The organism is Achromobacter sp. 1011811831 (assembly GCF_059760905.1).
Map to the genome: position 1 here is coordinate 35736 of NZ_JCBANG010000030.1, position 26185 is coordinate 61920.

Sequence of the window (26185 nt, forward strand, 5' to 3'; positions counted from 1 at the left end):
GTGGACTTGGAACTGACCGACGAGCAGCGCGCGTTCGCGCAGGCGGCGCGCGACTACGCGCAAGGCGAGCTGGCGCCCCACGCGGCGCACTGGGACGCCGAGGGCATATTCCCGCGCGAAGCGTTCGCGCGGGCGGGCGAGATGGGCTTTTGCGGCATCTACGCCAGTGAAGAGATCGGCGGCCTGGGCCTGCCGCGCCTGGACGCCACGCTGGTGTTCGAGGAAATGGCGGCGGTGGATCCGTCGACCACGGCCTTCCTGACCATCCACAACATGGCCACCTGGATGGTCGGCCATTGGGGCCAGCCCGCGCTGCGCGAGGAATGGGGCCCGCAACTGGCCAGCGGCGAGAAGCTGGCTTCGTATTGCCTGACCGAACCGGGCGCCGGCTCCGACGCTGCCTCGCTGTCGACCCGCGCGCAGCGCCAGGGTGGCGACTACATCGTCAACGGCGCCAAGGCCTTCATCTCGGGCGGCGGCGATACCAACCTGTTGATCGTGATGGCGCGCACCGGCGGCGAGGGCGCGGCCGGCATCAGCGCCTTCGCCATTCCCGCCGACAGCGCCGGCATCAGCTATGGCCGCAAGGAAGAAAAGATGGGCTGGAACAGCCAGTCCACCCGGCCCATCGTGTTCGAGAACGTGCGCGTGCCGGCCGCCAACATGCTGGGCAACGAGGGCGACGGCTTCAAGATCGCCATGAAGGGCCTGGACGGCGGCCGCATCAACATCGGCACCTGCTCGGTCGGCGCGGCCCAGGGCGCGCTGGACGCGGCCCGGCGCTACATGGACGAGCGCCGCCAGTTCAACCGCCGCCTGGCGGAATTCCAGGCGCTGCAATTCAAGCTGGCCGACATGGCCACCCACCTCGTGGCCGCGCGCCAGATGGTGCGCCTGGCCGCCTGCAAGCTGGACGGCGGCGCGCCCGACGCGGCCACCTACTGCGCCATGGCCAAGCGCTTCGCGACCGACATGGGCTTCCAGATCTGCCTGGATGCGCAACAGATACACGGCGGCTACGGCTACCTGCGGGACTATCCCTTGGAGCGTCTGGTGCGCGATACTCGCGTACATCAGATTCTGGAGGGGACGAATGAGATCATGCGCGTGATCATCGCCCGCCAATTGTTGGAAAAAGGAGCCGACATACGATGACTGCACCGGTGTTGTTTGAAGAAAGGGCCGCTGCCAATGGCATGCGTTTCGGGATCGCGACGCTGAATTCGCCGCAGACCCTGAACGGCCTGTCGCTGGAAATGGTGGAACTGCTGGCCGCGCGCCTGGATGCCTGGGCGCGCGATCCCGGCGTGGCCCTGGTGGTGCTGCAAGGCGCGGGCGAGAAGGCGTTCTGCGCCGGCGGCGACCTGCACGGGCTGTACCGCAGCATGACCGAGAACGCCGGCAAGGGGCCGTGGGCCAATGCCTATGCGCGGCGCTTCTTCGAGCTGGAATACCGGCTGGACTATCGCATCCACACCTATCCCAAGCCCGTGCTGTGCTGGGGCCATGGCATCGTCATGGGCGGCGGCATCGGGCTCATGATGGGCGCCAGCCACCGCGTGGTGAGCGAGGCCTCGCGCCTGGCCATGCCGGAGGTGAGCATCGGCCTGTTCCCGGACGTCGGCGGCAGCTGGCTGCTCAACCGCATGCCCGGCCGCATCGGCATGTTCCTGGCGCTGACCGGCGCGCAGCTGAACACGGCCGATGCCTTCTTCGCCGGCCTGGCCGACTTTCGCCTGGACCACGCCGACTGGCCCAAGCTGCTGGAATCGCTGCAAGAGCAGCCCTGGGCCGGGCAGGCGCAGGCCGCGCCGGACAGCGACGCGATCCCCCCGCGTTCCATCAACGACGGCCTGCTGCGGCGCGCGCTGACGGCGCTGGAGCCGCAGACGCCGATGGACCCCGGCCATCTGCGCCAGCATTCCTTCCTGATCAACAACCTGTGCAGCGGCAACCGCCTCGACGACATCTACGAGGAACTGGCGGCGCTGAAGGACCACGACGATCCCTGGCTGGCGCGCGCCGCGTCCACCATGCTGGCCGGCTCGCCCGGCTCGGTCCGCCTGTCGTTCGCGCTGCAGCAGCGCATGCGGCTGCGCTCGCTCGACGACGTGTTCCGCGCCGAGTACATCGCCGCGCTGGCCTGCGCCGCGCATGGCGATTTCGCCGAGGGCATCCGCGCGCTGCTGATCGACAAGGACAAGCGGCCGCGCTGGAATCCGGCGGTGCTGGACGTGGCCACGGACGCCTGGGTGCAGAAGTTCTTCGACGAACCCTGGCCCGAGGGCCAGCCGCATCCGCTGGACGACCTGGGCAAGCAAGGACGCTAGGGCCGGCTCGCGGCCGCGTCCCGGGGACGCGGTCAGGCCGGCGGCAAGGCACGAGGCATTGAACGATTTCCCCCTACAAGCATCAGCAGCAATAGCAAAAGCAACAGGAGACAGGACATCATGAGCAGCATCGCGTTTATCGGCCTGGGCAATATGGGCGCGCCCATGGCGCTGAATCTGGTCAAGGCCGGCCACAGCCTGACGGTCTACGATCTGGCGCCCGCCGCCGTCAAGACGCTGACCGACGCCGGCGCCAAGGCGGCCACGTCGGCCGCCGACGCCGTGCAGGGCGCCGAAGTCGTCATCTCGATGCTGCCCGCCAGCAAGCACGTGGAAGGGCTGTACCTGGGCGAGGACCTGCTGGGCAAGATTCCGGCCAGCGCGCTGGTCATCGAGTGCAGCACCATCGCGCCGGACTCGGCCCGCAAGGTGGCGCAGGCCGCCGAGGCGCGCGGCATCGCCATGATCGACGCGCCCGTGTCGGGCGGCACCGGCGGCGCGGCCGCCGGCACGCTGACCTTCATCGTCGGCGGCCTGCCCGCCGCGCTGGAGCGCGCCCGTCCGGTGCTGGAAAAGATGGGCAAGAATATCTTCCACGCCGGCGCCGCGGGCGCGGGCCAGGTCGCCAAGATCTGCAACAACATGCTGCTCGGCATCCTGATGGCCGGCACCTCCGAGGCGCTGGCGCTGGGCGTGGCCAATGGCCTGGATCCCAAGGTGCTGTCGGACATCATCGCCAAGAGCTCGGGCCGCAACTGGGCCACCGAACTCTACAACCCCTGGCCCGGCGTGATGGAACACGCGCCCGCGTCCAAGGGCTACGCCGGCGGCTTCGGCGTGGACCTGATGCTCAAGGACCTGGGCCTGGCGGCCGAGGCCGCGCTGGCGGCGCGCGCCTCGATCCCGCTGGGCGAGCTGGCGCGCAACCTGTATTCGCTGCACAGCGCCGGCGGCTCGGGCAAGCTGGATTTCTCCAGCATCGTCAATCTGCTCAAGCGCGAGGACTGAGGTGAGCGCCGGCATGCAGCTGGCCGACCCGCTTGAGCGGGTCCGCGCCAGCTTTGAACGGCAGGGCATCATGCGCCTGCTGGGCGCCGAGCTGGGCCTGGTCGAGCCGGGCAGGGTGGAGATCACGCTGCCGTATCGCGCCGACCTGTGCCAGCAGAACGGCTATCTGCATGCGGGCATTTCCACCACCATCGCCGACACGGCCGGCGGCTACGCCGCCTACAGCCTGTTCGAGCCGGGCCAGGATGTGCTGACTTCCGAGTTCAAGATGAACTTCCTGGCCCCGGCCAGGGGCGAGCGCTACACGGCCACCGGCCGCGTGGTCAAGCCGGGCCGGCGCCTGTCCATCTGCCAGGTCGAAGTCCATGCGCACGCGCAAGACCAGGCCACGCTCTGCGTGATAGGCTTGCTGACCGCTGTGAGAGTCTAGCGGTAGACCCGCCACTCCATGAGCAAACCATGCCTGCAAAAGAGCATCACCGGATTTTCCGCAGCAACTGGCTGCGCGCGGCGGTATTGGGCGCGAACGACGGCATCGTGTCCACCGCCAGCCTGATCACCGGCGTGGCGGCGGCGCAGGCCGCGCATGGCGCCATCCTGACCTCGGGACTGGCCGGCCTGGTGGCCGGCTCCCTGTCGATGGCGGCCGGCGAATACGTGTCCGTGCGTTCGCAGGCCGATACCGAGGCGGCCGACCTGCGGCTTGAACAGCGCTCGCTCAAGCGCAATTCCGGCGAGGAACTGGCTGAACTGACCGAGATCTATGTGCAGCGCGGGCTGTCGCCGGAACTGGCGGCGCAGGTCGCCAGCCAGCTGACGCATCATGACGCGCTGGACGCGCACGCGCGCGACGAACTGGGCATCCTGCTGCACAACCGCGCCCGTCCGGTGCAGGCGGCCGTGGCGTCGGCGGCCTGTTTCGCGGGCGGCGCGGCCTTGCCCCTGGCGGTGGCGGCGGTTACGCCGACCGGACCGTTGATCTGGACCGTGACGGGCGCGTCCATCGCCTGTCTGGCCGCGCTGGGTGCGCTGGCCGCCGGCGTCGGCGGCGCGCCCAAGGGGCCGGCCGCCTTGCGCGTCACGATCCTGGGCGCGCTGGCCATGGCGGTCACGGCTGGCGTGGGCGCCTTGTTCGGCGTGGCTGTTTAGCGTCTTCCACGGATCGGGAAGCAGGCGCGCGCCAACGGGTGCGCGCCAGCAGGCACGCCTGCGCGGCACGCGTCCGGCAAGCGCCCGCTTGGAACGCGCGTTTACTCGGGCTGAATGGAGTAGGGCAGCGGCGCGACCGCGATGCGCGGGCCGTCGGCCGCGCCCAGGCGCAGGTCGCCGGGCAGCGCGGCCAGCGCGATCTCGAACAAGGCGCTGACCGAGCCGGCATGGCGCGCCGCGTCGATCACGCGGCCCACGGGTTCGCCCGGCTGCGCGGCGTCATACACATCGACGTTCGCCAGCGCGCCTTCCTGGGCGCCGGCCTCGACGCGGCCGTAGGCCATGCGGCGCTTGACCGTGCCACGGTAGTGGCTGCGCGCCACCACTTCCTGGCCGGGATAGCAGCCCTTGGTGAAGCTCACGCCCTGGATCAGTTCCAGGTTGACGGTCTGCGGAATGAACAGGTCCTGGGTGGCGGCGCCGATCCAGGGGATGCCGGCGGCCAGGTCGGCCGCGCGCCAGGCGTCGGCGTCCGTCCGCGTCAGCGCGCCGGCCAGGGCGGAGGCGCCGGCCAGCTGCTCGTCCGAGGCGATCCACCACCAGCGCCGTTCGCCGGCCGCCGAGGGCGCGGCGATCCAGGTGCCCGACGGCAGCTCGGCGCGTTCCCAGGTCTGGCGCGGCAGCGGGCCGGCGGCGGCTTCGAGCGCGGCCAGCTGGGCGTCGTCGGCGGCGCGCACGCCGCAGGCGTGCAGCGCGGTCGCGGCCAGCTTGGCCTTGGCGCGCAGCACGAACATGGACAGGCGCTTGAGCAGGGCTTGCGACAGATCCTGGCGCAGCAGCGCGTACAGCTGCGGCGCTTCATCGCCGGCGCCCGGGGCGGCGCGCCACATCAGCAGCGTGGCCAGCAGCCGGCCCTTGGCGGTGCAGTAGCCGGCCAGGCGGGCGGCGTCGGCCGGCAGGCCGGTGACGTCCTGGGTCAGCTGGCCGTGCAGGAAAGTCAGCGCATCGGCGCCCGAGGCGGAAATGACCAGGAAATCGTCCAGCGGCGCGCAGGCCGCGCAACCTTCGGCGTTGGACGGAATCGAAGCTAGGAAATCGTGCATGGCGGCGTGTCTTGTGGCGGCCCGCGCAGGATGGGGCCGCATCGCATCTTCAAAGATCCGATGATAGCCGTCTTCGGCGCGGGTCCAGGCCAATCCCTCGCGCCGTTCAGGGGCGTGTCGCCCGCGTCGCGTACCATTCTGTCCCGATTTCCAGCGTCGGACCCGCGCGCGATCCATTAAACTTCCGGAACTTATGAAGAAGCGACTCCGTTCTTATTTCCTGTGGTCCCTGCTGCTCCTGGTGCTGGCCGCCGCGGCGGCCGTTGGCGGCGCCTGGCATTGGATGCACCGGCCCATGCAGCTCAAGGCCGACAGGATCGATTTCGTGGTGGATCCGGGCAGCAGCCCGCGCACGGTCGCGCGCGCGCTGAACGCGGCCGGCGTGCCGGTCTGGGAGCCGGGTTTCGTCTGGATGGCGCGCCTGTCCGAGCAGGACAAGCTGATCAAGGCGGGCGGCTATCAGGCCATCAACGGCGATTCGCCGTGGCAGCTGCTGGAACGCATGGCGCGTGGCGACATGAGTCAGCGCCAGATCACCTTCCTGGAAGGCTGGACCTTCCGCCAGATCCGCCAGGCGCTGCGCGAGCATCCGGACGTCAAGCAGACCCTGGGCGACATCAGCGACGAGGACCTGATGACGCGGCTGGGCTCGGACATCAAGCGCCCCGAAGGCCTGTTCTTCCCCGATACCTATATCTTCACGCCCGGCAGCACCGACTACGACCTGCTGCGCCGCGCCTACCAGGAAGGCCAGCGCATCCTGGACGACACCTGGTCCAAGCGCCAGGCCGACCTGCCCATGGCCACGCCCTACGAGGCGCTGGTGATGGCGTCCATCATCGAAAAGGAAACCGGCCATGGACCCGACCGCCGGCGCGTCTCGGGCGTGTTCGCCAACCGCCTGAAGATCGGCATGCTGCTGCAGACCGATCCCACTGTTATCTACGGCATGGGCGACGCCTACCAGGGCCGCATCCGCAAGCGCGACCTGCAGACCGACACGCCCTGGAACACCTATACCCGGCCCGGCCTGCCGCCCACGCCGATCGCGGCGGCCGGCCGCGCGGCGCTGCTGGCCGCGGTGCAGCCGGAACAGCACAAGTACCTGTTCTTCGTGTCCAAGGGCAATGGCACCAGCGAATTCTCGGTCAACCTGAACGAGCACAACCGCAACGTGTCGCGCTACATCCTGGGCCAGGGACAGCAGGCGCAGCCCTCGCGGCCGGCGCAGGCCGCGCGGCCCGCCCAGCCGGCGGAGCCGGCGCAGCCGCAGTCGCCGCAACAGGCGGCGCAGCCGCAATCAGCGCCGCAGCAGCCGGCCCAACAGCCGGCGCAACCGGAACAACAAGGACAAGACGAATGACCTCGCGCGGACGTTTCATCACGCTGGAAGGCGTCGACGGGGCAGGCAAGAGCACCCACACCGGCTGGATCGCCGATTTCCTGCGCGCGCAGGGCCTGGAAGTGGTCGCCACGCGCGAGCCCGGCGGCACGCCGCTGGGCGAGAAGCTGCGCGCCCTGGTGCTGAACGACCCGATGGGCCTGGACACCGAGACGCTGCTGATGTTCGCCGCCCGCTGCGAGCACGCGCGCCAGGTGATCGAGCCGGCGCTGGCGCGCGGCGCCTGGGTGGTCTGCGACCGCTATACCGACGCCAGCTACGCCTACCAGGGCGGCGGCCGCGGCCTGGGCGCCGAGCGCGTGGCCGCGCTGGAGGCCTGGATGCAGGCGGGCCAGCCCGACCGCACCTGGCTGTTCGACGTGCCGCTGGAAGTGGCGCGCCAGCGCCTGGCCGACGCGCGCGAACCGGACCGCTTCGAGCGCGAGGGCGCGGCCTTCTTCGAGCGCACCCGCGCGGCCTACCATGCACGCGCCAAGGCGGACCCGGACCGCATCCACGTGATCGATTCCACCCGTTCCATACCCGAGATCCGGGCCGAGCTGGAAGCCGGCCTGCAGGCCTTGATCGAAGGGCGCGCATGACGCGCTTCGTCCATCCGCAGGTGCCCGCATGAGAACTGGCATCGGCTCCGTGAATAGGAGGCTAGCCCAGTGAGCGCGCCGCAATTCCTGCCCTGGCAGCTCGAGACCGCCCGCAACTGGCTGGGCAACCGCGAGCGCTTCGCCCACGCCTGGCTGGTGCACGGCCTGGCCGGCATCGGCAAGCTGGACTTCGCCGTGGCCGCCGCCGCCAGCCTGCTCTGCGAGACGCCGCAGGACGGCCTGGCCTGCGGCCATTGCGCGGCCTGCGCCTGGTTCGCCAGCGGCAACCATCCCGATCTGCGCCGCATTCGTCCCGAAGCCATCGCGGTGGAAGAGGGCGCCGAGGCCGCCGAACAGGCCGAGGATGCCGAGCCCGTGGCCGGCAGCGCGTCCAAGCGCGCGCCGTCCAAGGAAATCCGCATCGACCAGATCCGCGCGCTGGAGTCCTGGTTCAACACCGCCACCCATCGGGGCGGCTGGCGCGTGGCGCTGCTGTATCCGGCCCATGCGCTGAACGTGGTCTCGGCCAACGCGCTGCTCAAGGTGCTGGAAGAGCCGCCGCCGCACACGGTATTCCTGCTGGTGGCGGATGCGCCGGACCGGCTGCTGCCGACCCTGGTGTCGCGCTGCCGCCGCCTGCCCCTGCCGGCGCCCGATGCCGACACCGCGCTGCAATGGCTGCGCGAGCAGAACGTCGAACCCGCCCGCGAATGGCTGGCGGCCGGCGGCGGCGCGCCGCTGGCGGCCCTGCGCCTGGCGCAGAGCGGCGAGGCCGCCTGTCCGCCGTGGCTGGGCCAAATGGTCGCGCCGCTGGCGCAGGGCCAGTCGCCCGATGTGGGCACGCTGGCCGAGGCGCTGGAGAAGGTGCCGGCGACCGACTGGATCGACGCGCTGCAACGTTTCTATACCGACCTGATGCTGGCCGCCGCCGGCGCGCCGGTGCGCTACTTCCCCGCGCTGGGCGCGGGCGTGGCGCAAGTGGCCGCGCGCGCGCGGCCGGCCCGCGTGGCCGAAGCCGCGCGCTGGCTGACGCGCCAGCGCGCGCTGGCCACGCACCCCTTGAATGCCAAGCTTTTCGCCCACTCCGCGCTGCAGCGCGTGGTGCTATCCTGCCTGGCGTAGTCCCGCGCCGCCCGTCGCCCGCGGCCCGCACGAGCGCGGCGCCGGCCAGGGTCAGGGCCAGGGGCGGCGCCCGCAACCCGGATTTCCATGTACGTCGATTCCCACTGCCATCTGAATTTCCCCGAACTGGCCGCCGACCTGCCCGCCATCCTGGAGCGCATGGCCGCCAACCAGGTGACGCACGCGCTGGTGGTCAGCGTCAACATGCCCGAATGGCCCGGCCTGATGGCGCTGGTCGAGCCGCACGCCCATCTGTGGGCGTCGGTGGGCGTGCATCCCGACTACGAAGACACGCCGGACCCCTCGGTGGAAGAGCTGGCGCGCCTGTCGGCCCATCCCCGCGTGGTCGCCATCGGCGAGACCGGGCTGGACTACTACCGGTTGTCCGAGCCGCTGGACTGGCAGCGCGAGCGCTTTCGCCGCCATATCCGCGCGGCGCGCGAGACCGGCCTGCCGCTGATCGTGCACACGCGCGCCTCGGCCGAGGACACGGTGCGCGTGCTGCGCGAGGAAAACGCCGGCGAAGTCGGCGGCGTGATGCATTGCTTCACCGAGAACTGGGAGGTCGCGCAGGCGGCGCTGGACCAGAATTTCTATATCTCGCTGTCCGGCATCGTCACCTTCAAGAACGCCCAGATCGTGCACGAGGTCGCCGCCAAGGTGCCGCTGGACCGGCTGCTGATCGAAACGGATTCGCCGTACCTGGCGCCGGTGCCGTACCGTGGCAAGCTGAACGACCCGTCCAAGGTGATCCATGTCGCCGAGAAGATCGCCGACCTGCGCGGCATCACCGTGGCCGAGGTGGCGCGCGCGTCAACCGATAATTTCTTTAATCTTTTCAAAAAGATAAAGAAATAAATTAAGAAAATAATTTAAGTTGAATCGCGAGGTTCCCATGCAGATCGCCCGCCGTCCGTCGCCCGTTCGAGGCTCGTTCCCGTCCGCACGCAAGGCGCTGGCAGCCATGGCGATGGCGCTGGCGGCCCACGCGGCGCAGGCCGCCAATCCGAACGACTGGTGGGTCTACCTGGCCAACGACTACGCCGACGACATCAAGGACGTGCTGGCGCAAGGCGCCGATCCCAATGTCCGTTTCCAGAATGGCCAGCCGGCGCTGATGCGCGCGGTGGTGGCCGGCGCCTGGAACGTGTTCGACGCGATTGCCGCCGACCGCCGCACCGACGTGAACGCCGAGAATCCGGCGGGCGAGACCCCGCTGATGTACCTGGCGATCGCGGGCCAGACTGACCGTGCGCGCGCGCTCATCGCCCGCGGCGCCCAGGTCAACCGCCTGGGCTGGACGCCGCTGCACTATGCCGCGTCCAAGGGCCAGCTGGCGATGGCGCAACTGCTGCTGCAGCACAAGGCCATGGTCAACGCGCCCGCGCCCTCGGGCGAGACGCCGCTGATGATGGCCGCGCTGTCGGGCAACAAGTCCATGGTCGAGCTGCTGCTCAAGGCGGGCGCCGACGTCACCACGCGCGATACCAAGGGGCAGAACGCGGCAGACTGGGCCACGACCGGCAAGTCGACCAAGCTGGCCGCCGAGCTGCGCGAGCTGATCGCGCGCCAGGATCGGGACAAGCAGGCGCGGCGCGCGGCCGCGCCGCCGGAGATCGAGCCGGCGGGCGAGGGCGAGGCGCAGCAGGGCATGGCGCCCGGCCAGGGCGGGCAGACCGCGCAGCCGGTTCCCGCGACGGATGCGCCGCCAGCGCTGGCCCCGGCCGGGCAGGCGCAGCAGCCCGTCGCGCCCGGTGGCGCGGGCGCGCCGGCGGTGCGCGGCGTATCCGGCGTCCAGTTGAACAGCTACGAGTAAAGGGTGCGTCCCGGCCTGGCGCCGGGCGTGCCGGCGCCAGGCCGTCAGATGACGTAGTTCTTGTAGCGCTCGATATAGTCGCGCGCGCTGGCGTTCAGCTCGCGCACGCAACGCTCGGCCTCGTCGGCGTCGCCGCGCACCATCGCGTCCAGCAGGGCGCGGTATTGCTTGATTCCCATTTCCGAACGGCCCGGCAGCAGGGCCACGCGCCGCATCGACACGCGGGTGCGGTCATAGATGCGTTCGATCATGTCGCTCAGGATGGGGTTGCGCGCCAGTTCCTTGATGTGATTGCGGAACTGCTCGATCGTGGCCACATGCGCCTCGATGTCGCCGTTCTTCAGGCTCTGTTCGAACGGCTCGCCCAGAAGGGCCTGCATGGCTTCCCAATCGGCAGGCTCGGCATTGGCGATGGCCAGCCGCACCGCGAGCCCGTCCAGCGCTTCGCGCACCTGGTAGAGACGGTACGTGGTTTCCATGTCCACCAGCGCCACCACGGCGCCCTTGTTCGGCACGCGTTCCACCAGCGCGCGATCTTCCAGCGTGGCCAGCACCTCGCGCGCCTTGGCGCGGGGGATGTCGTAGGCCTGCGCCAGGTCTTCTTCGGGCACCCGTGTGCCGGGCAGCAGGGCTTGCGAGGCGATGCGCTCGCGCAGATCCAGAATGACGTCGCGGGTGGAAGCCGGCTTGCGTTTTTCTTCGGCGGCAGAGGGCGTGGCGCGTTTCTCGGGCATGTGGGCACCTGGTTTCAAGTCGCGGGAAAGCATAGCACTATTTTGAACTCAAGATTGTGCACAATTTAAAATGCATAGTTGTAATCTAGTATTGACACAATAAATAGCACAAGAATATAGTGGTCTCGATCGTCGCTGCATCCACCCTTCCCAGGAGCCCAGGGCAATGACAGACGCCACGCAGTCCCCGCAACTTCCCGGCAGGCAGTGCCAGGCATTCCAGGCGCGGCGAGAGGCCGCCGTGGCCCTGGGGGTGGCCAACGGCCCGCCCGTGTTCGCCGAACGCGCGGCCGGCGCCACGCTGACCGATCTCGACGGTCATGACTTCATCGACTTCGCCGGCGGCATCGGCACGCTCAATGTCGGGCACGCGCACCCCGAGGTGGTGGCCGCCGTGCGCGCGCAGGCCGAGCGCTATCTGCATACCTGCTTCAACATCGTGATGTATCCCGGCTATATCGAACTGGCCGAGGCGCTGATCGATCTGGTGCCGGGCGACTGGCCCAAGAAGGTCATGCTGCAGACCACCGGCGCGGAAGCCGTGGAAAACGCCATCAAGGTCGCGCGCCGCGCGACCGGCAGGCAGGCGGTGGTGGCGTTCGAGAATGCGTTCCATGGCCGCACCTACATGGCGCTGTCGCTGACCGCCAAGGCGCCGGCCTACAAGAGCGGCTTCGGCCCCTTCGCGAACGAGGTGTACCGGGCGCCGTTTCCCGTGCGCTATCGCTCCGGCCTGACCGAAGACGCCTGCGCGCGGGCCGCTTTTGAGCAGTTCCGTCGCCTGGTCGAGTCCGAGATCACGCCGGGGCAGGTCGCGGCGGTGATCATCGAACCCATCCAGGGAGAGGGCGGTTTCCATGTGGCGCCACCAGCCTTTCTGCAGTCGCTGCGCGAATACTGCAGCCGGCACGGCATCGTGCTGATCGCCGATGAGATCCAATCGGGCTTTTGCCGTAGCGGCGAGTGGTTCGCCACCCAGCACGCCGGGGTGCAGGCCGATCTCTACACCCTGGCCAAGTCCATGGGCGCCGGCCTGCCGATCGCGGCACTGGTCGGGCGCGCGGATCTGATGGACGCGCCCGCGGTGGGCGGACTGGGCGGAACCTATGGCGGCAATCCGCTGGCCTGCGCCGCGGCGTTGGCCGCGATCCAGGTCATGCGGCGGGACGACTACACGGCGCGGGCGCGGGATGTTGGCGGGCGCGTGCGCGCGCGCTTCGAAGCCTGGTCGCGGCGCTACGGCATTGTTGGCGACGTGCGCGGGCTGGGCGCCATGGTCGCGTTCGAGGTGGTGCGCGATCCAACGGGTCACGAGCCCGCCGGGGACCTGGCCGCGCATATCGTGCAGGCCGCGTACCAAGGCGGCTTGATCCTGGTGAAAGCGGGCTTTCACGGCAATGTGATCCGGTTCCTGGCGCCGCTGTGCATCGGCGCCGACGAGCTTGGGCGCGGCCTGGACATCCTGGAGCGCGCGGTCGCCCAGGCGCAGGATCTGGCCGACGCCCGCGCGGCGCGGGCCGCTTGAGGAGCCCGACATGCATACGCTGCTGAAACTGAAGAACGCCCGCAAGGTGGTGAGCCAGCTGGGGGCCGCGCGTCCGGGCATGGAAGTGCTGGTGCTGTCGGACTTGCACACCCACCACAACGTGGAGCCGCTGGCCATTGCCGTGGACGAGGCGGGTGCGTCGCTGAACCTGATGCAGATCGCGGGCTCGGCGCGCCATGGACGCCAGTTGTCGCCGGTGGTGGCCGAGGCCATGCAGGCCGCCGACCTGGTGATCGCGCTCACCCGGGCCAATGCCGCCCATACCGACGCGCGCCAGCGGGCGACCCGGGCTGGCGTGGGCGTGATCGTGCTGCCGGAATCGCACCAGCCCGATTTCTTCCTGGCCGAGGGCTGGGACGCGGATTTCGACGCCTTGCGGCCGCAGATCGAAGGCCTGGCCGATGCCTTGACCCGCGCCGACACGGCACGGGTCACGAGCGCGCTCGGCACCGACGTGCGCATGAGCATCGCCGGGCGGCGCGGCCGGGCGTTGCATGGCTTCGCCAACACCACGGATATCTCGGCGGGGTATTGCCTGGAGTCCAGCCTGGCTCCGGTGGAAGGCACGGCCGAAGGCATCATCGTGGTCAATGCCAGCATTCCGGGGGTATCGCTGATTCGTGACGAACCCGTGCGCATCCGCCTGGAAAAAGGCATGGCCGTCGCCATCGAGGGCGGCGAGGTGGCGCGCCGGTTCCGCGACCTGCTCGCCAGTTTCAATGACCCGCTCGTGTACAACCTGGGTGAGCTGGGCGTGGGCATGAATCCCCGCTGCCAGCTGGACGGCACCATGCTGTCCGACGAATCCGTCTACGGTTCGATCCAGCTGGCGCTGGGCACCAGCGCCTATATCGGCGGCACCGTCAAGGCGGCGGCGCATTACGACACCATCGTCACCGACGCCACGCTGGAGCTGGATGGCCGCGTGGTGCTGCAAGGCACCGAGCTGCGCCTGGACGGGGAGGCGGCCCGATGAGCATCGATCTGTCCCACGATGGCGACGGGGTCGCCACGGTATTGATGAACCGCCCGCAAAAGCGCAATGCCTTCACGCTGGACATGTATCGCGAATTCGGTCGCGTCATGCGCGAACTCGAGGTCGATGACGCTGTGCGTTGCGTCGTGCTGCGCGGCGCGGGCGGCGCCTTCTGCGCCGGCAGCGACATCGGCGGTTTCGCCGATGAGCGCGACGGCGCGGCGCAGGCGGCCGAATATGCCGCGTTCACGCTGTCCATGACCGGGGCGCTCAAGCAGCTGCGTCATCCCTCGGTGGCCTGCATCGAAGGGGTCTGCGTGGGGGGCGGGCTGGAGCTGGCGGCCATGTGCGACATCCGCGTCGCGGGGCGCGGCAGCCGCTACGGCATTCCGGTGAACCGCATCGGCCTGACCGTGGATCACCAGGAACTGGTCGAGTTGATGGACCTGATCGGCGCGGCGCGCGCCCTGGAAATCCTGCTGGAAGGTCATATATTCGGCGCCGAGGAGGCCCTGTCCAAGGGTTTGCTGAGCCGGATCGTCGACGACGAGTGCGTGGTCGAGCACGCCTACGCCACGGCCTTGCGCATCGCCGCCGCGGCGCCGCTGGTCAACCGCTGGCACAAGCGCTTCGTGGCGCAGTTGCGGCAAGGCCGCGCGCTCAGTCCGGCGGAGCGGGCCGAGGCCTATGCCTGCTTCGCCACCGAAGACTACCGGCGCGGACGCGAGGCGTTCGCGCGCAAGCAGGTGCCCGAATTCATAGGCCGCTGATCCGGCTCAAGGCCCAGGAACGAACCCCAGGATCGAACTGTCATGACTCAAACTGCTTCCCCCCTGGCCGGCATCAAGATTCTGGATCTTTCCCAGATCATGGCCGGTCCCTATTGCACCATGGTCCTGGCCGATCTGGGCGCCGAGGTCATCAAGGTCGAGAAGACCGGCTCCGGCGACGATTCCCGCGAAATGGGCCCCTACGTGAATGGCGAGTCCACCTGCTTCGCCCAGATCAACCGCAACAAGCAGGGCGTGGCGCTGAACCTGAAAGACCCCGAGGCGCGCGCCGTGCTGTACGAACTGGCGCGCTGGGCCGATGTGGTGGTCGAGAACTACCGCGTGGGCGTGACGCGATCGCTGGGCGTGGACTACGACACCTTGTCCGCCATCAACCCGCGCCTGGTGTATTGCTCGATTTCCGGCTATGGGCAGTCCGGGCCCTACGCGGGCAAGGGCGGGTTCGACCTGGTGGCCCAGGGCATGAGCGGCATCATGAGCATGACGGGCGAGCCTGGCGGGCGTCCGCTGAAATCCGGCATCGCCATCTACGATGTGGGCGCCGGGCTGACGGCCGCCTATGCCATCCTGGCCGCCTGCATCCACCAGATGAAGACGGGCGAAGGCCAGCATGTCGACATTGCCCTGGCCGAATGCGGCCTGCCCTGGTTCGTCTGGGAGGCCGCGGCCTATTTCGCGGAGGGCACCGTGCCTCAGGGCACGGGCAGCCGCCACCGGGTGTCCGCACCGTACCAGGCATTCGGCACGCGCCAGGGCTACATCATGATCGGCGCGGCCAACCAGCGCACCTGGGAGCGCCTGTGCACCGAGGTGCTCGAACGCCCCGAGCTGGTGACGGATCCGCGTTTCGTGACGAATTCCGACCGGCTTGCCCATATCGCCGAGCTGGAGCCTATCCTGGAGGCGGAGTTCGCCCGCGCCGACGCCGCCACCTGGATTGAACGCTGCGAAAGGGCGGCGGTGCCCTGCGGACCCATCAATGACTTCGGCCAGGCCATGCGTGATCCGCACTACCTGGCGCGCGGCATGGTGCAGGAACTGGAGCATCCCGCATTGGGCAGCATGAAAACCATAGGCATTCCGACCAAGTTCTCGCGCACGCCGGGCGCCTTGCGCACGGCCGCGCCGCTGATGGGGCAGCACACCGACGAGGTATTGCGCCGCTTTGGCGTGCCGGCCGACAGGATCGCGGATATGCGCGCAAGGGGGGCCATCGCCTGACCCGCCGCCGGCGGTCAGCGATCCGAAAACCACAATCGGCAGTACTGAAGTCCTATCCAAGCCACAGGGGACGTCGGCGCCATGGGCACCGACGCTTATTCGAAGTTGAACCAAGAAGTTCACGCCGCAAGGAACCTTCATGACGCAGCCCATCTCTTTTTCCCGCCGCGATTTCCTCGCCGCGAGCGCGGCGCTCGCCGCCGCAGGCCTGACGCCCTTTCCCGCGCGCGCCCAGGGCGCGCAGCCCTTCCGCCTGGGCGCCCTGAACTCCATCACGGGCGTGGGCGGTCCCTACGGACCGGCCATGCTGGAAGCCATCAAGATCGGCGTCGACGAGGTCAACGCGGCCGGCGGCGCGGCCGGGCGCCGGTTCCAGCTCTACGCCGAAGATGATCAGACCAAGCCCGACGCGGCGGTGCTGGCCGTCAAGAAGCTCATCGAGATCAACAAGGTCGAGGCCGTGATCGGCATCTGGCCGTCGTCGGTCGGCCTGGCCGCCATGCCCATCACCAACGCGGCCGGCCTGATCACCATGAACACCTGCGGCGCGCCGGAAATGCTGACCGAGAACAAGCGCGGACTGGCCTGGATGTTCCAGGCCTCGAACGCGGTGTTCGGCCGCGCTTTCGCGGAGGTGGCGCGCCAGCGCGGCTTCAAGCGGCCGGCGGTGATGGCGTTCAACAACTCCACCTTCGTCGGGCAGGCGAACTACTTCAGGGATGCCTGGAAGCAGGGCGGCGGCGATGTCAGCGCCTTCGTCATCTACGAGCCCAACCAGACCACTTACCGAACCGAGCTGAACAAGGTGCTCGCCACCAAGCCCGACGTGATCTCGCTGAGCGCCTACCGGCCGGACGCCACCATCATCCTCAAGGAATGGTTCCAGACCGGCCAGGATTGCAAGTTCATCATGCCGGGCTGGACCGCCAACGAAGACCTGGTCAAGGCCCTGGGCAAGGAAGCGACGGAAGGCATCATCTCCATTTCCAACGTGGCGGCGCACGAGCATCCGGCCTACAAGCAATTCGCCGCCGAATTCCGCAAGCGCACCAAGCGCGAACCGGACATCTTCGCATCGCAGTCCTACGACATGGTGATCACCCTGGCGCTCGCCATCGAGGCCGCGGGCAGCACCGCCGACGTGGCCGCCATCAACGGCAAGATTCGCGACGTGACGGGAAAGAGCGGCGCGGAGAAGGTCAGCGGCTTCGCGCAGGGGCAGGCGCTGCTGCGCGCCGGCAAGCCGGTGGACTACGACGGCGCCTCGTCGCGCCTGGAGTTCGGCGCGCACGGCGAAACCGTGCCCGACTTCGGCGTCTTCGACATCCACGATGGCAAGCTGGCGCTCAAGGAAGTCATTGCCGGCAAGGTCTGAACCAGGCCTCCAGGGGGATACAAGATGGATGCAATCACCGTCATCAACGCCGCGATCAACGGCGTCGTGATCGGGATGCTGCTGGCCTTGCCGGCGCTGGCGATCACGCTGGTGTTCGGCATCGCCCGCTTTCCCAACGCCGCCAGCGGCGACTACATGACGCTGGGGGCCTACACGGCGGCTTTCACGCAGGTGGCTGCCGGCGGCTCGATCCTGGCGGGCGGCCTGGCGGCCATCGCGGCAACCACGGCCGTCAGCCTGTTCTTCTATGCCTGGGTGTTCCGGCCGCTCGAGTCGCGCTCGAACGTGTCGCGCCTGATCGCCTCGATCGGCGTGGCCTTCGCCCTGCGCAGCACGATCACGTTCTTCGCCGGCCAGGACCAGTACACCTTCGACCTGCCATTGACGCGCGCCTGGAACTTCGGCGGCGTGCGCATCCTGCCGACCGATCTGTACATCGTCGGCACCGCGCTGGCGGCGCTGGCCCTGGTGTTCGTCCTGATGCACCTCACGCCCACGGGCAGACGCATGCGGGCGGTGGCGGACAACCCCGAACTCGCGGCCGCCAGCGGCATCCGCGGACGGCGCGTGATGATCACGCTCTGGACCATCGCCGGGGCGTACTGCGGGCTGGGCGGCGTGCTGCTGGGCATCAAGGCCGTGGTCATTCCGGAACTGGGCTGGGAACTGCTCATGCCGATGTTCGCGGCGGTGATCCTGGGGGGCATCGGCAATCCGGTGGGGGCGATCGTGGGCATCATGGTCTTCAGCATCGCGCAGGAAGTCGCCAGCCTGGTCGTGGGGCCGGCCTACAAGATCGTGTTCGCGTTCGCGGTGTTGCTCTGCGTGCTGCTGTTGCGCCCGCAAGGCATCTTTGGCCGTCCGATGGCGGTGAGGTGAGACGATGGAAGCCTATCTGATTGCAATCGCCATCGGCGTGCTGATCTACATGCTGCTGGCGTTCGGCCTGTCGCTGCACTATGGCTTCACGGGACTGGTGAACTTTGGCCACGTGGGTTTTTTCGCAATAGGCTCGTATGCCTCGGCGCTGCTGTCGCTCAAGGGCGTGCCGGTCCCGCTGGCCATGCTGGCGGCCACGGCCATCGCGGCCTTGTCGGCCTATCCGCTGGGCATGATCGCCCTGCGGCTGGGCAGCGACTATCTGGCCATCGTCACCCTGGGATTCTCGGAATCGCTGCGCATGATGCTGCAGACCGAGGAATGGCTGACACGCGGCATGCACGGCCTGCCCGGCATTCCTCGCCTGTTCGCCGGCTGGGCTTCGCCGCAGACCGTGGACCTGTGGATCATGCTGGCGCTGTTGGCGGTCAATGCGGGCGCGTTGCTGCTGATACACCTGGTGATCCGCAGTCCGTTCGGCCGCGTCATCGAAGCGGTGCGCGACAACGAGGTGGCGGTGCGGGCCCTGGGAAAGGATCCGGCCCGCTTCAAGACCCGCTCATTGATGCTGGGGGCGGGCCTGGCGGGGCTGGCCGGCGCCTTCCAGGCGCACTACCTGACCTTCATCAGTCCGGAACAGTTCGTGCCGCTGATCACGTTCTACATCTGGATCGCCATTATCCTGGGCGGAGTAGGGCGGCTGGCGGGCGTGGTTGCCGGCACCGCGCTGCTGGTCGGCTTCCTGGAGGGATCCCGTTTCGTGCGCGACTTCGTGGGCGGCATTTCCGAGGTGCTGATGGCCAGCGTGCGCATCGGCATCATCGGGCTGGCGCTGATCTGCGTCGTGCTCTACCGGCCGCAGGGCCTGTTCGGCAACCGTTCCACGCGCAGGAGATAAGGCATGGCCTTGCTATCAATCAACCGGCTCAGCGCCGGCTTCGCCGGATTCAAGGCGCTGGATGACGTGTCGCTGGAAGTGCGCGAAGGCGAGCTGGTCGGGCTGATCGGCACCAACGGCGCGGGCAAGAGCACCTTGTTCTCGGTCGTCAGCGGGTATATCCCGCCCAGCGCCGGCACGGTGAACTTCGGCGGCGAAGACATCACGGGCATGGCCGTGCACCGGCGGGTCAGGCGAGGGCTGGCGCGCACCTTCCAGGTGCCGCGCGAGTTCAGCCAGTTGACCGTATTCGACAACATGATGGCCGCCGCGCCGGATCAGCGCGGCGAGAAACTGTCGGCGCTGCTGTTCGCGCGCCGCGAGGTGGCCCGAGAAGAGGCGCGCCTGGCCGAGCGCGTGCGCGGGTTGCTGGATTTCCTGAACCTGTCCAGGGTGGCCGACGAGCCGGCCGGCAAGCTGTCGGGCGGGCAGAAGAAACTGCTGGAACTGGGCCGGCTACTGATGCTGGAGCCGCGCTGCATCCTGCTGGACGAGCCCTTCGCCGGCGTCAACCCGGTGCTGATCGAGGAACTGTCGGACCGCATCGTCGAACTGAACCAGCGCGGGCTGACCGTCGCCATCATTGAACACAACCTGGAAGAGCTGGCGCGCATCGCGCCGCGCATGTACGTGATGGACCGTGGGCGGGTGATCGCCGAGGGGGCGCCGGACAGCGTCCTGGCCAATGAACAGGTGCGCGAGGCGTACATGGGGGGTGTGATATGAGCCTGCTCGTCGTGCAGGGCTTTGCCGGCGGCTACGGCGAAGTCGATATCGTCAGCGGCATCGACATGCGCGTGGGCGCGCGCGAGATCGTCACCATCGCCGGCACCAACGGCGCGGGCAAGTCCACCCTGGTCAAGGCCGTGATGGGCCTCTTGCCGCGCATGGCCGGCGTGCTGGCTTTTGATGGACGCGACCTGCTGGCCTTGCCGGTCGAGGAGCGCGTGCGCATCGGAATCTCCTATGTGCCGCAGGTGCGCAATGTGTTCGGCGCCCTGACCGTGCTGGAGAACCTGCGCGTGGTCGAGCACGTGCGCGGACGCGAGCAGCGCATCCGCGACATGTTTGACCTGTTTCCCGCGCTGGCGGGCAGGCGCGGGACGCGCGCCGAGAACCTGTCCGGCGGCGAGCGCCAGCAACTGGCCTTCGCGCGCGCGCTGATGTCCTCGCCGCGCCTGATGGTGCTGGACGAGCCTTCCGCTGCCCTGTCGCCGGCCCTGACCGAACAGGTCTTCGCCGAAGTGCGCCGCCTGCCGCAGATCGGGGTGGGCGTGCTGATGGTGGAACAGCGCGCGCGCCAGGCGCTGGCCTTCAGCGACCGGGGCTACATCCTGGACTCGGGCCGCATCGTGTTGACCGATACGGGGCAGGCGCTGCTGGCCAATGAGCATATGAGCGACCTGTATATCGGGCGGGGCGGCCAGGCCAGGGGCGTCGACGTTCGCTTGAATGGCGGCGGATCCGACGCGGACCCCGTCTCATCCCCTTCCTTTTCTTAGCCAGGAGCCATGCCTTGTCCACTTCCGATATGACTGATTCCCCGGCCGTGCGCCGACCGCCGCCGGGCGATGTCGCCACGCTGACCGCCATGGAAGGCCTGGCGGCGCTGGAGCGTGGCGCGCTGAGCTGCGAGGACTGGACCCGCGCCTGCCTGGAGCGCATCGAGCAGCGCGATGGACAGGTCCATGCCTGGGTGCGCGTGGATGCGCATGGGGCGCTGGCGCGCGCCCGCGCCTGGGACCGTCACGGACGCCAGCGCTTGCTGGACGGCGTGCCGCTGGGCATCAAGGACACGATAGATACCGCCGACCTGCCAACGGAGCTGGGCGATCCCGAGATCTTTCCCGGACGCCGGCCGGATGCGGATGCGCCCGTGGCCAGCCAGGCGCGCGCGCTGGGTTTCAACGTGCTGGGCAAGAACACGGTATCGCGTCACGCAATCATGCTGCCCGGACCGGCGCGCAATCCGCATGACCTGACGCGCACGCCGGCGGCCTCGTCGGCCGGGTCCGCCGCCGCCGTGGCCGATTTCATGGCGCCGCTGTCCATCGGCACGCAGACGGCCGGATCCATCCTGCGCCCATCCGCGTTCTGCGGCGTGGTCGGCTTCAAGCCCACGCTGGACGCCATTCCGTACGTGGGCATACGGCGCTACTCGCGCCCGCTGGACGTGATCGGCCCGATCGCGCGTTCCGTGGCGGATGCCGCGCTCTTCATGCGTGCTTTCACCGGAGATCCCCGCTACGACCCGCAATCGGTACTGCGCGACGATTTCCGCGTCGGCGTGTGGCGCTCCAAGCACTGGGCCGACACGGAGTCCTGCATGCGCGAGGTGTTCGACGGTCATCTCCAGTCGCTGTCGCGCGCGGGCGTGCAGGTAACGGAGCTGTCCATGCCACCCGGGTTCGAGGCGATGGGCGAAGCGCAGGACGTGATCATGGCCTACGACCTGGCCCGCGAGTACGCGATGCTCAAGCGCGACCATGCCGCGCTGTGCGATCCGGGATTGATCGAGTACCTGACGATGGGCGAGGGCATCTCGGCATCCGAGTACGCGGCCGCGCTGGACGCGGCGGACGCCTGCCGTCGCGCGTTCCATGATGCCGCGCGCGATGTGGACGCGCTGGCCATGCCGTCCACGCTGGGCGAGGCGCCGCCTGCCAGCGGTACCGGCAGTTCGGCCTTCATCCGCATCTGGTCCCTGCTGCACAACCCGTCGATCACCTTGCCGGCGGCGCGGGGACCCAACGGCCTGCCGTTGGGCTTTCAGCTGGTGGGTTTCGTCAAGGAAGATCCGCGCCTGCTGTACTGGGCGCGTTGCGTGGAGCGCATCCTGGGGTCCACCGCGCACCGGGCCTGAACCGGATTCCTGCTTTGCCTGGCGCGCATGCCGGTGCGCGCTGGGTATTTCGGCGCCTGCGGGCGCTTTTTTTTGGCCTGGCTCGCAATGGCCTTGTTGATATTTTTCTCATATTTGCTGGGGTTTTCCCTTGTAATTCTCAATTTTCGGGAATAAATTGCGGGATCAAAGCCATAAATTGATAATCTCCGCTCCAGTTCGTTTGGAGATGAATCTTGACACCCGACCCCTCTGTCGGCGCCGGCGCGGATCGCGTCCTGTATGTGCTGGCCACGCTGGCCCGGCATGACGGGCCGCTCAGCATCGCGGCGCTGGCCGAACAGACCGGCCTGGCGCAAAGCACGCTGTACCGGCAGGTGGCGCTGCTCAAGCGCTGGGGCTTCGTCGCCGAACACGATGGCGAGTACGGACCGGGGCCGCTCAGCGTGCAGCTGGCCTGGGGCTTCGACCAGTCTTCCTTCCTGATCCATGAAGCGCAGCCGGACATGGCGGCGCTGGCGGTCGCGTCCGGCGAGACCATCGGCCTGCTGGTCGCGGTCAAGGACCAGGCCGTCTGCCTGGACATGGTGGAAAGCCAGCATCCGCTGCGCTGCTCGTTCACCAAGGGTCGCGGCCTGCCGCTGGCCCGGGGCGCGTCGGCCAAGTCCCTGCTGGCCTTCATGCCGGTGGCGCGCCTGCAGGCAGCGCTGGGCTACCTGGCCGGCGAGGCGGGCATGGATCCGGCGCGCCTGTCCGGGGAGCTGGAAACCATACGCGGGCAGGGCTACGCCGTCACCGACAGCGAAGTCGACGCCGGCGTCTGGGGCGTGAGCGTGCCGATCTTCCAGCGCGCCCACCAGGCCGTCGCCTCGATCACGCTGATGGCGCCGTCGACTCGCGCGGCCCAGCGCCCGCAGGCCCTGATCGACATGACGGTCGGCGCCGCCCGGCGCATTTCGCAGAAGCTGCAGGCGCGCTGAGCGCCAGGCCCGATACCGTCACGTTCCGAATACCGTCCCGACCGACCTTGATTTTCCATTCCATGCTGTCCCGGCGCTCCACCGCGTTCCCCGTTCCGCCTGCCGCCTCGCGGCTCGCCTTTTCGATATCCCTTTCCTAGGATTGATCATGACCACTCGTCGCACTCTGCTGACCGCCGCCCTGAGCCTGGGCCTGGCCGCCTGGACCGCCGGTTCCGCCCACGCGCAGGAAACCATCCGCGCCGTCACCGACGCCACCTTCCCGCCGATGGAATTCGTCAAGGACGGCAAGCGCACCGGCTTCGATATCGAGTTGGTGGAAGCCCTGGCCGGCGCCATGGGCAAGAAGGTCGAATGGATCGACATCGACTTCAAGGGCCTGATTCCCGCCCTGCAGGCCGGTCGCGCCGACATCGCCGTGTCCGCCATCTACATCACGCCCGAGCGCAGCCGCGTGGTCGACTTCACCGACCCGTACTACGCCGGCGGCCTGGTCGTGCTGACCAAGAAGGACGGCCCGATCAAGACGCTGAAGGACATGGACGGCCGCAAGGTCTCGGTGCAGGTCGGCACCAAGTCGGTCAACTACCTGAAGGAACACTTCCCGTCCGTGCAGCGCGTCGAAGTCGAAAAGAACCAGGAAATGTTCAGCCTGGTGCAGATCGGCCGCGCCGAAGCCGCCGTGACGGGCAAGCCCGCCGCCAAGCTGTTCGCGCAAAGCACGCCGGACCTGACCGTGCTGAACGAGCAGGTCACCACCGAGGAATACGGCATCGCCGTGCCCAAGAACAAGCCCGAGCTGACCCGCGACCTGAACGCCGCGCTGGCCAAGCTCAAGGCTGACGGCAGCTATCAGGCCATCGTCAACAAGTGGTTCGAGGCCCCCGCGAAATGAACCAGCCTTTGGATTTTTCCGCCGTCTTTGCCGACTTCGACGCGCTGTTGCGCGGCGCGCTGGTCAGCATCGAGGTGACCGCCGGCGCCTTGCTGGTGGGCTGCGTCGTCGGCCTGCTGGTCGGCGTGGGCCGGCTCAACCCGCAGCGCCGCGTGATCTACAACCTGTGCAGCGTCTACCTGCTGCTGTTCCGCGGCACGCCCCTGCTGGTGCAGCTGTTCATCTGGTTCTTCGGCCTGCCGCGATTCGGCATCACGCTGCCGGCCTTCGTCTGCGGCGTGGTGGGCCTGGGCATGTATTCCGGCGCCTATGTGTCGGAAATCGTGCGCGGCGCCATCCAGTCGGTGGATCGCGGCCAGACCGAGGCGGCGCGTTCGCTCGGCATGTCCTCGGGCCAGGCCATGCGCATCATCATCCTGCCGCAGGCGGTGGTGCGCATGATCCCGCCGCTGGGCAACGAGTTCATCGCGCTGATCAAGAACTCGGCGCTGGTGTCGCTGCTGACCATCCATGACCTGATGCACGAAGGCCAGAAGATCATCAGCGTGTCGTACCTGGCGCTGGAAACCTATCTGGTGGTGGCGCTGGTCTATCTGGTCCTGACCACGGTCGCGATGGTGATACTGCGCAAGGTCGAGCAACACCTGCGCGCCGGGGGGATGGTGCAATGAACACCGCAACCATGAATGAAATGATCCGCATCCGCGGCCTGCAGAAATCCTATGGCGACCACGCCGTGCTGCGCGGCATCGACTTCGATGTGCTGCCGTCGCAGGTGGTCGTGGTGATCGGGCCCAGCGGCTCGGGCAAGAGCACGCTGCTGCGCTGCTGCAACGGGCTGGAAGTGGCGCAGGGCGGCACCGTCCGCATCTGCGGCCAGACCCTGCAGGACAATGGCAAGCTGCTGCCCGAGGCGCAGCTGAACCAGCTGCGCATGCAGGTGGGCATGGTGTTCCAGGGCTTCAACCTGTTCCCGCACCTGTCGGTGCTGGACAACGTCACGGTCGGTCCGCGCAAGCTGCGCGGCATGGGCCGCGACGAGGCTCACGCGCTGGCCGAGGACCTGCTGACCAAGGTCGGCCTGAGCCAGAAGATGAACGCCATGCCGGCCAGCCTGTCCGGCGGCCAGAAGCAGCGCGTGGCCATCGCCCGCGCGCTGGCCATGCAGCCCAAGGTCATGCTGTTCGACGAGCCGACCTCGGCGCTGGACCCGGAGCTGGTGGGCGAAGTGCTGCAGGTCATGAAGCTGCTGGCCCGCGAGGGCATGACCATGATGGTGGTCACGCACGAAATGGGCTTCGCGCGCGACGTGGCCGACGTGGTGGCGGTGATGGACGGCGGCGTGATCCTGGAATCCGGCTCGCCCGACGTGATCTTCACCCAGCCGCGCGAGGCGCGCACCCGCGCCTTCCTGCAGGCCGTGCTGAACAACGGCCAGGGAGAGCAGGCATGAGCACGCCCCAACTGGACGCCAGTGTCTGGGTGGCGCGCGACGACAGCGCCGAGCGCGGCGACACGCGCCGCCTGGCGCACATCGCGCGCGCCTACGACGGCCAGGCCGAGGCGGGCGAGGGCGTGCTGCTGGGCTTTGCCTGCGACGCCGGCGTGGCCCGCAACCAGGGCCGCGTGGGCGCGGCGGCCGGCCCGGCCGGCATCCGCAAGTTCCTGGCCGGCCTGCCGGCCCATGGGCTGACGCGGCTGCTGGACGCCGGCGACGTGGCCTGCGAGGGCGACGCGCTGGAAGCGGCGCAGGACGCGCTGGGCCAGCGCGTGGCCGCGCTGCTGGGGCAGGGCGCCCGCCCGCTGGTGCTGGGCGGCGGCCACGAGATCGCCTGGGGCAGCTTCCAGGGCCTGGCGCGCTGGCTGGAGTCGCGCGGCGACGATGGCGCCGTGCTGGTGCTGAACCTGGACGCGCACTTCGACCTGCGCACCGGCCGGCCCGGCAGCTCGGGCACGCCGTTCGACCAGATCGCCACCTACTGCCAGGAACGCGGCCGCAAGCTGCAATACGCCTGCCTGGGCGTGTCGCGGCTGGCCAACACGCCGGCGCTGTTCGCGCGCGCCGACGAAGTGGGCGCGGTCTGGGTCGAGGACCGCGACATGGGCGAACGCCATCTGCAGGCGCGTCTGGAACAGCTGGACGGCCTGCTGGCGGCGGCCAGCCATGTGTACCTGACCATCGACCTGGACGTGCTGCCCGCGGCGGTCATGCCCGGCGTGTCGGCGCCCGCGCCTTACGGCGTGCCGATGGCGGTGGTCGAGGAAATCGCGCTGCGCGTCAAGGCCAGCGGCAAGCTCCGGCTGGCCGACATGGCCGAGTACAACCCGCGTTTCGACGTGGATGGCCACGGCGCCCGCGCCGCGGCGCGGCTGGCCTGGCAGCTGCTGTCGGCCTGATCGTTTGCGGGATCGCCTGAAAGGGCAAGGGCGGCCGCTGCGCGAGCAGGCCGCCCTTTTTCTTGTGCACGGCGCGCGGA

Annotated in this window: 27 protein-coding genes; 25 read left to right on the forward strand and 2 right to left on the reverse strand. The window is 68.8% G+C overall.

Annotation, left to right across the window (positions count from 1 at the left end; all coding sequences use genetic code 11):
- From AC6LJ9_RS13725 to AC6LJ9_RS13745, 5 genes are all read left to right on the forward strand, one after another.
- The gene (locus AC6LJ9_RS13725; RefSeq protein ID WP_212320460.1) at positions 1-1155 is read left to right on the forward strand and encodes an acyl-CoA dehydrogenase family protein; all 1155 of its coding nucleotides are present in this window, start codon (positions 1-3) and stop codon (positions 1153-1155) included.
- Positions 1152-2330: an enoyl-CoA hydratase/isomerase family protein gene (locus tag AC6LJ9_RS13730; protein ID WP_498147974.1), complete on the forward strand. Its 1179-nt coding sequence runs from the start codon at positions 1152-1154 to the stop codon at positions 2328-2330. The genes AC6LJ9_RS13725 and AC6LJ9_RS13730 overlap by 4 nt, the downstream gene beginning before the upstream one ends.
- 120 nt (positions 2331-2450) lie before the next feature.
- Positions 2451-3338, forward strand: coding sequence for a 3-hydroxyisobutyrate dehydrogenase (mmsB, locus tag AC6LJ9_RS13735; protein ID WP_498147975.1), 888 nt, complete (start codon positions 2451-2453; stop codon positions 3336-3338).
- A gap of 13 nt (positions 3339-3351) precedes the next feature.
- Entirely contained in the window at positions 3352-3768 is a 417-nt protein-coding gene (locus AC6LJ9_RS13740; protein WP_498147976.1) for a PaaI family thioesterase, read from the forward strand.
- Positions 3769-3797: 29 nt separating this feature from the next.
- Positions 3798-4487 (forward strand): VIT1/CCC1 transporter family protein, encoded by a 690-nt coding sequence (locus AC6LJ9_RS13745; protein ID WP_498147977.1) that lies wholly within the window; start codon positions 3798-3800, stop codon positions 4485-4487.
- A gap of 101 nt (positions 4488-4588) precedes the next feature.
- On the opposite strand, the gene ygfZ is transcribed toward AC6LJ9_RS13745, so the two are convergent.
- Positions 4589-5590, reverse strand: a complete 1002-nt coding sequence (gene ygfZ / locus AC6LJ9_RS13750; RefSeq protein WP_498147978.1) for a CAF17-like 4Fe-4S cluster assembly/insertion protein YgfZ — start codon at positions 5588-5590, stop codon at positions 4589-4591.
- A 193-nt stretch (positions 5591-5783) separates the two neighbouring features.
- Between ygfZ and mltG the strand changes: the two genes are divergently transcribed.
- The 5 genes from mltG (at position 5784) to AC6LJ9_RS13775 (ending at position 10511) form a co-directional block, all read left to right on the forward strand.
- Positions 5784-6953, forward strand: a complete 1170-nt coding sequence (gene mltG / locus AC6LJ9_RS13755) for an endolytic transglycosylase MltG (protein WP_498147979.1) — start codon at positions 5784-5786, stop codon at positions 6951-6953.
- Positions 6950-7573, forward strand: a complete 624-nt coding sequence (tmk, locus tag AC6LJ9_RS13760) for a dTMP kinase (RefSeq protein WP_498147980.1) — start codon at positions 6950-6952, stop codon at positions 7571-7573. Before mltG ends, tmk begins: the two co-directional genes overlap by 4 nt.
- Before the next feature lie 69 nt (positions 7574-7642).
- On the forward strand, positions 7643-8695 hold the full coding sequence (gene holB, locus AC6LJ9_RS13765) for a DNA polymerase III subunit delta' (protein WP_498147981.1): 1053 nt from the start codon (positions 7643-7645) through the stop codon (positions 8693-8695).
- An 87-nt stretch (positions 8696-8782) separates the two neighbouring features.
- Complete coding sequence (locus AC6LJ9_RS13770) at positions 8783-9553, forward strand: TatD family hydrolase (RefSeq protein ID WP_498147982.1); 771 nt, start codon at positions 8783-8785, stop codon at positions 9551-9553.
- A gap of 37 nt (positions 9554-9590) precedes the next feature.
- Positions 9591-10511, forward strand: coding sequence for an ankyrin repeat domain-containing protein (locus tag AC6LJ9_RS13775; protein ID WP_498147983.1), 921 nt, complete (start codon positions 9591-9593; stop codon positions 10509-10511).
- A gap of 44 nt (positions 10512-10555) precedes the next feature.
- Here the strand turns inward: AC6LJ9_RS13775 and AC6LJ9_RS13780 are convergent, their stop codons facing one another.
- The gene (locus AC6LJ9_RS13780) at positions 10556-11245 is read right to left on the reverse strand and encodes a GntR family transcriptional regulator (protein WP_498147984.1); all 690 of its coding nucleotides are present in this window, start codon (positions 11243-11245) and stop codon (positions 10556-10558) included.
- Between the two features lie 166 nt (positions 11246-11411).
- On the opposite strand from AC6LJ9_RS13780, the gene gabT reads away from it, so the two are divergent.
- From gabT to hutG, 15 genes are all read left to right on the forward strand, one after another.
- Positions 11412-12770 (forward strand): 4-aminobutyrate--2-oxoglutarate transaminase, encoded by a 1359-nt coding sequence (gabT, locus tag AC6LJ9_RS13785; protein WP_498147985.1) that lies wholly within the window; start codon positions 11412-11414, stop codon positions 12768-12770.
- Between the two features lie 10 nt (positions 12771-12780).
- Positions 12781-13767, forward strand: a complete 987-nt coding sequence (locus AC6LJ9_RS13790) for an aminopeptidase (RefSeq protein WP_498147986.1) — start codon at positions 12781-12783, stop codon at positions 13765-13767.
- Positions 13764-14537: an enoyl-CoA hydratase/isomerase family protein gene (locus AC6LJ9_RS13795; RefSeq protein ID WP_498147987.1), complete on the forward strand. Its 774-nt coding sequence runs from the start codon at positions 13764-13766 to the stop codon at positions 14535-14537. Before AC6LJ9_RS13790 ends, AC6LJ9_RS13795 begins: the two co-directional genes overlap by 4 nt.
- 42 nt (positions 14538-14579) lie before the next feature.
- Positions 14580-15779 carry a CaiB/BaiF CoA transferase family protein gene (locus AC6LJ9_RS13800; RefSeq protein WP_498147988.1) on the forward strand — a complete coding sequence of 400 codons (1200 nt, stop codon included), beginning with the start codon at positions 14580-14582 and terminating at the stop codon, positions 15777-15779.
- A 139-nt stretch (positions 15780-15918) separates the two neighbouring features.
- Positions 15919-17154 carry an ABC transporter substrate-binding protein gene (locus AC6LJ9_RS13805; protein ID WP_212318964.1) on the forward strand — a complete coding sequence of 412 codons (1236 nt, stop codon included), beginning with the start codon at positions 15919-15921 and terminating at the stop codon, positions 17152-17154.
- Positions 17155-17178: 24 nt separating this feature from the next.
- Entirely contained in the window at positions 17179-18054 is an 876-nt protein-coding gene (locus AC6LJ9_RS13810; protein ID WP_498147989.1) for a branched-chain amino acid ABC transporter permease, read from the forward strand.
- A gap of 4 nt (positions 18055-18058) precedes the next feature.
- Positions 18059-18952 (forward strand): branched-chain amino acid ABC transporter permease, encoded by an 894-nt coding sequence (locus AC6LJ9_RS13815; RefSeq protein ID WP_498147990.1) that lies wholly within the window; start codon positions 18059-18061, stop codon positions 18950-18952.
- A gap of 3 nt (positions 18953-18955) precedes the next feature.
- Positions 18956-19717, forward strand: coding sequence for an ABC transporter ATP-binding protein (locus AC6LJ9_RS13820; RefSeq protein ID WP_498147991.1), 762 nt, complete (start codon positions 18956-18958; stop codon positions 19715-19717).
- Entirely contained in the window at positions 19714-20493 is a 780-nt protein-coding gene (locus AC6LJ9_RS13825) for an ABC transporter ATP-binding protein (protein WP_498147992.1), read from the forward strand. The genes AC6LJ9_RS13820 and AC6LJ9_RS13825 overlap by 4 nt, the downstream gene beginning before the upstream one ends.
- Positions 20494-20507: 14 nt before the next feature.
- On the forward strand, positions 20508-21854 hold the full coding sequence (locus AC6LJ9_RS13830) for an amidase (protein ID WP_498147993.1): 1347 nt from the start codon (positions 20508-20510) through the stop codon (positions 21852-21854).
- Between the two features lie 212 nt (positions 21855-22066).
- Positions 22067-22813 carry an IclR family transcriptional regulator gene (locus AC6LJ9_RS13835; protein WP_212318988.1) on the forward strand — a complete coding sequence of 249 codons (747 nt, stop codon included), beginning with the start codon at positions 22067-22069 and terminating at the stop codon, positions 22811-22813.
- A 148-nt stretch (positions 22814-22961) separates the two neighbouring features.
- On the forward strand, positions 22962-23708 hold the full coding sequence (locus AC6LJ9_RS13840; RefSeq protein WP_498147994.1) for a transporter substrate-binding domain-containing protein: 747 nt from the start codon (positions 22962-22964) through the stop codon (positions 23706-23708).
- Entirely contained in the window at positions 23705-24379 is a 675-nt protein-coding gene (locus AC6LJ9_RS13845) for an amino acid ABC transporter permease (protein WP_212318974.1), read from the forward strand. The genes AC6LJ9_RS13840 and AC6LJ9_RS13845 overlap by 4 nt, the downstream gene beginning before the upstream one ends.
- Entirely contained in the window at positions 24376-25161 is a 786-nt protein-coding gene (locus AC6LJ9_RS13850; protein WP_283093835.1) for an amino acid ABC transporter ATP-binding protein, read from the forward strand. The genes AC6LJ9_RS13845 and AC6LJ9_RS13850 overlap by 4 nt, the downstream gene beginning before the upstream one ends.
- Positions 25158-26105, forward strand: coding sequence for a formimidoylglutamase (gene hutG, locus AC6LJ9_RS13855; protein WP_498147995.1), 948 nt, complete (start codon positions 25158-25160; stop codon positions 26103-26105). Before AC6LJ9_RS13850 ends, hutG begins: the two co-directional genes overlap by 4 nt.
- The last annotated feature ends 80 nt before the right edge of the window (positions 26106-26185 follow it).

Bases quoted from the DNA above. Each gene is read 5' to 3' on its own strand.
- AC6LJ9_RS13730 (WP_498147974.1), top strand. From the start codon at position 1,152: ATGACTGCACCGGTGTTGTTTGAAGAAAGGGCCGCTGCCAATGGCATG.
- mmsB (WP_498147975.1), top strand. From the start codon at position 2,451: ATGAGCAGCATCGCGTTTATCGGCCTGGGCAATATGGGCGCGCCCATG.
- AC6LJ9_RS13740 (WP_498147976.1), top strand. From the start codon at position 3,352: ATGCAGCTGGCCGACCCGCTTGAGCGGGTCCGCGCCAGCTTTGAACGG.
- AC6LJ9_RS13745 (WP_498147977.1), top strand. From the start codon at position 3,798: ATGCCTGCAAAAGAGCATCACCGGATTTTCCGCAGCAACTGGCTGCGC.
- ygfZ (WP_498147978.1), bottom strand. From the start codon at position 5,590: ATGCACGATTTCCTAGCTTCGATTCCGTCCAACGCCGAAGGTTGCGCG.
- mltG (WP_498147979.1), top strand. From the start codon at position 5,784: ATGAAGAAGCGACTCCGTTCTTATTTCCTGTGGTCCCTGCTGCTCCTG.
- tmk (WP_498147980.1), top strand. From the start codon at position 6,950: ATGACCTCGCGCGGACGTTTCATCACGCTGGAAGGCGTCGACGGGGCA.
- AC6LJ9_RS13770 (WP_498147982.1), top strand. From the start codon at position 8,783: ATGTACGTCGATTCCCACTGCCATCTGAATTTCCCCGAACTGGCCGCC.
- AC6LJ9_RS13775 (WP_498147983.1), top strand. From the start codon at position 9,591: ATGCAGATCGCCCGCCGTCCGTCGCCCGTTCGAGGCTCGTTCCCGTCC.
- AC6LJ9_RS13780 (WP_498147984.1), bottom strand. From the start codon at position 11,245: ATGCCCGAGAAACGCGCCACGCCCTCTGCCGCCGAAGAAAAACGCAAG.
- gabT (WP_498147985.1), top strand. From the start codon at position 11,412: ATGACAGACGCCACGCAGTCCCCGCAACTTCCCGGCAGGCAGTGCCAG.
- AC6LJ9_RS13790 (WP_498147986.1), top strand. From the start codon at position 12,781: ATGCATACGCTGCTGAAACTGAAGAACGCCCGCAAGGTGGTGAGCCAG.
- AC6LJ9_RS13795 (WP_498147987.1), top strand. From the start codon at position 13,764: ATGAGCATCGATCTGTCCCACGATGGCGACGGGGTCGCCACGGTATTG.
- AC6LJ9_RS13800 (WP_498147988.1), top strand. From the start codon at position 14,580: ATGACTCAAACTGCTTCCCCCCTGGCCGGCATCAAGATTCTGGATCTT.
- AC6LJ9_RS13805 (WP_212318964.1), top strand. From the start codon at position 15,919: ATGACGCAGCCCATCTCTTTTTCCCGCCGCGATTTCCTCGCCGCGAGC.
- AC6LJ9_RS13810 (WP_498147989.1), top strand. From the start codon at position 17,179: ATGGATGCAATCACCGTCATCAACGCCGCGATCAACGGCGTCGTGATC.
- AC6LJ9_RS13815 (WP_498147990.1), top strand. From the start codon at position 18,059: ATGGAAGCCTATCTGATTGCAATCGCCATCGGCGTGCTGATCTACATG.
- AC6LJ9_RS13820 (WP_498147991.1), top strand. From the start codon at position 18,956: ATGGCCTTGCTATCAATCAACCGGCTCAGCGCCGGCTTCGCCGGATTC.
- AC6LJ9_RS13825 (WP_498147992.1), top strand. From the start codon at position 19,714: ATGAGCCTGCTCGTCGTGCAGGGCTTTGCCGGCGGCTACGGCGAAGTC.
- AC6LJ9_RS13840 (WP_498147994.1), top strand. From the start codon at position 22,962: ATGACCACTCGTCGCACTCTGCTGACCGCCGCCCTGAGCCTGGGCCTG.
- AC6LJ9_RS13845 (WP_212318974.1), top strand. From the start codon at position 23,705: ATGAACCAGCCTTTGGATTTTTCCGCCGTCTTTGCCGACTTCGACGCG.
- AC6LJ9_RS13850 (WP_283093835.1), top strand. From the start codon at position 24,376: ATGAACACCGCAACCATGAATGAAATGATCCGCATCCGCGGCCTGCAG.
- hutG (WP_498147995.1), top strand. From the start codon at position 25,158: ATGAGCACGCCCCAACTGGACGCCAGTGTCTGGGTGGCGCGCGACGAC.